This is a genomic window from Streptomyces sp. SID3343 (assembly GCF_009865215.1).
GTDB lineage: Bacteria > Actinomycetota > Actinomycetes > Streptomycetales > Streptomycetaceae > Embleya.
The window spans coordinates 1-5,181 of the sequence record NZ_WWJX01001486.1 but is presented as its reverse complement, the minus strand read 5'-3'; the positions used below and the strand labels follow the sequence as shown (position 1 = coordinate 5,181).

Sequence of the window (5,181 nt, the reverse complement as noted above, 5' to 3'; positions counted from 1 at the left end):
GGGCGAGCCGGGCCTGCGGGTGTCGGCCGACCCGGTGCGGTTGCGGCAGATGGTGGGCAACCTCGTGTCGAACGCGGTGCGGCACACCCCCGAGGGCGGGAGCGTGATCGTGCACGCGTTTCGGGAGGGGTCGGAGATCGTGTTCGAGGTGACCGACACCGGAACGGGCATCGCGGCGCCGGACCTTCCGCACGTCTTCGACCGGTTCTGGCGCGCGGACAAGTCCCGAAACCGCCGCACCGGCGGCAGCGGCCTCGGCCTGGCCATCGTCCACCGCCTCGCCCGAGCCCACGACGGCTCGGTCACCGCGCGCAGCACCCCGGGCATCGGCTCGGTGTTCACCATCCGCCTACCGTCCCGACCGCGACCGTGACCGTCGGCCGCCCGTGCTCTCGACCGCGCCGGACGGCGATCAACCCCGACCCGCGTGGGCCCGGTCGGGGGCGACGGCGGTGACGGCGGTGGCGGCGACAATCGCCGCGCCGACTACCTGACGAACCGGCCCGGAGGCCCCCCGACGGTTCCGTTGATCTCCGGCGACCACCGAGCCCCGTTCCGACTGCCACCGGGCGCCTTCGGCTGACGAACTTTACGGATGTGCCGGGTCGTTCACTGTGGTGACGGTGACCCGGTTCCCGAGGGGGGTCGGGAGCCGGGGGCGTCGGACGGTGTCGACCGGGGCGTCGGGTTTCACGACGGTGGATACGACCACTCCCCGCCGGCGGGTTCCAGGCGGCCCCGGCGCCCGGGTACCACGTCCTACAACCACCGCCAGCACACGGTGTATCCGAGCTTGGGATACTCCGAGTTGCTCCAGTGGGTCGCGCCGTCGCGGCCGCAAAAGCCCGTGTCCCGGGAGTCGCTGGTGCGTCCGGAGACGACGATGTTCGAAGCGGCGCACGTGCCCACGTTGGTGAAGATCGGCTGGGATTCGCTGCCGGACTTGCGCAGACACGAGCGAACCGCGGCGTTGCCGATGTCGTCGGGATAGTTCATCGACAGGCACAGGAGGACGTCGAGACCGGAATCGGCGCTGACCGGAAAGGCCTTCGCCAGGTTGTAGTTCGGCCAACCGTCGCACTTCGCGTAGTCGGTGCTGCCCCGGTAGACCGCCAGGACCTTGAAGTTCCCCGTCTGACAGGCCATCGTGCGCCAGGAACCGCCGCCGTTGGCGCCGTAGACGCAGTTTCCCTTCTGGGCGTGGTAGGCGGTGCCGCCGGGGTTCAGGTAGGTCAGACACAGCACGAGGTTGTTCCGTGACGACGACACGCTCTTGTCGTAGTCGGTGACGTCGCGGCAGCTGTCCAGGTCGGTGGTGCCTCTCGAAATGCTCACCACCTTGAACACGCCGGACGTGCAGTCGATGGAGAGCAGGTCGGGGTGGCCTCCCGTGCCCCGGTCGACGAAGCAGGAACCGACCCTGGCATCCCCGACCGCGTCGGGCGTGGGTGTCGACCTCGGCGGGTCCGGAGCGGCGGGCGGGGCCGGCGCCGAAGCCGGCACCCGAGCCGGTTCGTCCCCGGCGTCCGCGGACGGGTGCGACCCGGAGGAGGATCCGGAAGACGACGACCCGGAGGAGTACCCGCCCGACGAGCCGGAGGAGTACGAGCCGCCGCCGGGCGAGTACTGGCCGGCGGAAACCGTGGACTCCGGTACGGCGTCGGAGGACGCGGTGTGCGACGAGTCCCGGGAGTGCGCGTACACCAGCGCGAGGATCACCGCGACGATGAGCGCGGCCACCCCCGCGCCGACCTTGGCGGGGCCGGCGTTGCCCGAGCCGGGTCCCGCGCCGGGGGGCACGGGCACGGGCGATGGTGGACGCCCCGCCCCGGGACGAGGAGTCGGCGGCGCGGGCGGCCGTCCCCCGGTGGGCGGGCCGACCGCGGCGGGAGTGGTCGATGCCCGTGCGCCCGCCGCCGCGAGGTGTTCGGCCCACACCGACGGTGTCGGCCGCCGAGCCGGATCCGGGTCGAGGCTGAGGCGGGCCAGATCACCGAGCGCCGGGCTGAGCACGCTCAGTACGGCGGGGTCGCCGACGGCCTGGTCACGGGCGAAGAGCCGGATGGCGAGCAGCCCGAACTTGTAGACGTCGGTGGCCCGCGTCGCCTTCTCCTCGCCGGCGGGTATCTGCCAGTCCGGGGTCTCGACCTGGGGCAGTACGGTGGCGCCCGCCAACCGCATGGCGTCGCAGTCGATCAGGAAGCACTCGGGCCGCGGGTCGGTCGTGAAGAGCAGGTTCTTCGGCGACAGATCGCCGACCGTGACGCCGATGCGGTGGAGCCGGGTGAGCGTGGTCGCCAGGTCGGTCAACAGGTCGAGCCGGTCCCGATCGCTGATGGTCAGGCCGATGCCGGCGACGTAGGCGTCGTCGTTGAGCAGATATTCCAGGTTCGCCAGGCGCTCGGTTCCCGCGGTCGCGCTCAGGCTGCGGTAGGCGAACCGGAAGCGATCGGGCACCTCGCGCATGAGGAACCCGCAGGCACGGCCCTGGTGTTCGACCACGGTCGCCGGCCATGCGGTCTTGTCGCACAGCCACCGGCCCTCGGCGGCGCTCAGCGTGCCGAGCAGGTCCACTCGCGACGCCAGCGCGGCGGCGTCGAGTTCGGGCAGCACGTCGGCGCCGTACTCCTTGTAGACCACACCCCAACCGCCGCCCTCGGCCTCGTTGATCCTCTTGTTGGTCACCGCGTACACCGTGCCCTGGCCGCCTTGACCCAGGTGGTGCCCCAGGGCGAGCGTGCCGCGGTCGACCGCGGGGGTTCGAGGCATGTCAGCGCACCCCGGGCGTGGCGTGCGGCCAGACCACCAGGAGGGACCGGTCGTCGTCGAAGGTCTCCCGGGAGAAGTCCAGCACGTGCGCGAGCCACGCCGGCGACGGCGGTTGTGCGAGCGTACGGGCGAACAACGCGCCGACTCGGCCGTCGCCGTCACCGAGCGGGTCGCCGAAACCGTCGGTGCCCACCAGCAGTACCCGACCTGCGGTCAGCCGGCCGCCGGTGTGTTGAAGCCGCATCGGCACGTAGGGCAGCGGCGCCACCTCGTTCGAGATCAGCAGCGTGTCCGAACCGGTCTTCGAATCGAACAGCGGCTCGTACCGTCCGCTCGACCCGGTCGCCTCACCCGACCTGATCGACCCGGTCGCCTCACCCGACCTGCTCGACCCGGTCGCCTCACCCGACCTGCTCGACCCGGTCGCCTCACCCGACCTGATCGACTCGCTCGACTCGTCCGACGTGTCCGACCGATCCAGGATCCAGGCCCCCGAGTCGCCGATCCGGCAGAGTTCGACGAGCGGTCCGGCGGGATCGGGACGAACCACCCCGGCCACGAGGGTCGTCGCGTACAGGTCCGCCACCTCGGTCGCCTCGGGCTGCCTGCCGTTCAGACGCCACCGCGCGAGTTGCCCCAGCCGTTCGGCGGCGTGGTGGGCCACGTCCCGAAAGTCCAACGGTCGCTTGTCCAGGGAAAGCAGGTGGAGCATCCGATGCACGGCGGCCCGGCACGCCTCGATGGCCCCGATCTCGGCGTTCGAGGCGCTGGAGACACCGTCGGCGACGGCGAACGCCACGGCGCCGGTGGACTCGTGCAGCGCGGCCCGCGCGGCGTCCTGACGCGGTTGTCGGTAGTAGCGGTGGTTGGCACCGCGCACCGACGCGAAACGCAGGGTCAGGTCGGGGGTCGACCAGCCGTCGCATTCGGTGTCCGGGACGTCGAAGGCGTACTGGCGCGGTGGCCGCGCCTCGAACTCCGGTCCGGCCACCCCCACGGTGATCCCGCGCCAGGGCTCGGATTCGGCCTCGGACAAGGCCGGCCCGATCGGCGCCGCGGCAGCGTCGTCCCCATCGGGGGAACGCATCAGCCGACCTCGTCGATCGCCAGGGTGAACTGGTCCGGCCGGTTGACCACGAGTTGCGGGCGGGCCGAGTTCAGGGCCTGCCCCGAGGCGACCAGGCTCGCGGTGAGCGCGTGGAAGAACTCGGAGATCGCCCGGCCGATGTCGGTCCCGGATTTGGCGACGAAGGCGAACTCCGGCCGGGTTGCCACCTCGACCATGGTGCCGGGCTCGGCGTCGCCGATCCCACACGCGATGATGTTCGGCGCGGTCGGCGTCCGGGCCCTGTCGATCAGCGCGGCGTGGGCGTGCCGCCACCCCTCGCCGTCGGTGGGTTGGCCGTCGCTGAGGAAGAACACCACGGGACGGTGCACCTTGTAGCCTTGGCCTCGCAGCCACTGCACGTCGGCCGGAATGCGGTTCAGCAGATCGTCGAACACCGACCCGTAGTCGGTCAAGCCGCGTATGACGACCTGGGGCAGCGTGGTCTCGGCGCGCATGTCCGCCAAGGCCAACCGAACCTGCACATCGTCGGAGAAGCCCAATACGGCCAGGCGCAGCTTGGCCGCGAGCATCGGCTCAGCCCGCAGCCCCTCGCACAACGAAGCCAGGCCGTTGGCCAGGTCCTCCCGATACGGACCCATCGACCCCGACTCGTCGGCCAGCACATAGGCCGGCAGTAACACACCTCTCGTTTCCGCCATCCGGATTCGAACCCCCGTTTTCGTTCCGCGAGTCGTATGACTCCTACGGGTCGAAACGCACCACGTGGGCGTGACCCGCTGCCGTATGTTCCCAAAGCGCGAGGTCCGGCGGAAGCGATTCGTGCGTGGTCACCGGAAACACCACCGGGGCGGTGCATCCGACGGCCGAACTCGCGTCTCCGGCAACGGACTCCAAGGACGCACCTTGATGTACTTTCCCGGACGCCAAGTGGTTGCCGGGGGCCTCGGACGACTCCGACGCGATGCTGTTCCCGGTGGTGGACCCGCTCCCGCAGGTCGAACCGAGGAAGGCACCGAACGGGAAGACGGTCGCCGGGCCTGTGACTTCGCTCGGAGCGCTGCCGCCGACCAGCGCGTGCCCCGGCGCCCTCGCCGACTGCGAGACCGAGGGCGACGACTACGACCGCCACACCGGTGTGCCGCGCGTCGACCCGACGGAGTCCGCCGGTCACCCACGCCATAGGCTGCCGTCGTGCTTTGTGGCCGGCAACGGGTGAAGCGTCGGCCGGTCGGTGTGGCCCGGGTAGCTTTTTGTGGGGTTCCCACAACGTAGTGGCTCCGGCACGCGCGACGCGGGACATGCGCGTACTCACCGGTAACCGAGCAAGGTATAGGTAGGTGCAG

General features: G+C 70.9%; 5 protein-coding genes. 2 read left to right on the top strand and 3 right to left on the bottom strand.

The window, feature by feature from the left end; translation table 11 throughout:
- Positions 1 to 373 (top strand): ATP-binding protein (locus GT354_RS47370; protein ID WP_237536166.1); only part of this gene is annotated, 373 nt, incomplete at its 5' end.
- Positions 374 to 759: 386 nt separating this feature from the next.
- Here the strand turns inward: GT354_RS47370 and GT354_RS47365 are convergent.
- From GT354_RS47365 to GT354_RS47355, 3 genes are read right to left on the bottom strand one after another with little or no spacing between them, the layout of a single operon-like run.
- Positions 760 to 2,769 (bottom strand): hypothetical protein, encoded by a 2,010-nt coding sequence (locus GT354_RS47365; RefSeq protein ID WP_161363982.1) that lies wholly within the window; start codon positions 2,767 to 2,769, stop codon positions 760 to 762.
- A 1-nt stretch (position 2,770) separates the two neighbouring features.
- Positions 2,771 to 3,856, bottom strand: coding sequence for a protein phosphatase 2C domain-containing protein (locus GT354_RS47360; protein ID WP_161363980.1), 1,086 nt, complete (start codon positions 3,854 to 3,856; stop codon positions 2,771 to 2,773).
- On the bottom strand, positions 3,856 to 4,518 hold the full coding sequence (locus GT354_RS47355) for a VWA domain-containing protein (RefSeq protein WP_346012503.1): 663 nt from the start codon (positions 4,516 to 4,518) through the stop codon (positions 3,856 to 3,858). The genes GT354_RS47360 and GT354_RS47355 overlap by 1 nt, the downstream gene beginning before the upstream one ends.
- A 251-nt stretch (positions 4,519 to 4,769) precedes the next feature.
- On the opposite strand from GT354_RS47355, the gene GT354_RS47350 reads away from it, so the two are divergent.
- Positions 4,770 to 5,054 (top strand): hypothetical protein, encoded by a 285-nt coding sequence (locus GT354_RS47350; RefSeq protein WP_161363976.1) that lies wholly within the window; start codon positions 4,770 to 4,772, stop codon positions 5,052 to 5,054.
- Positions 5,055 to 5,181: the final 127 nt, after the last annotated feature.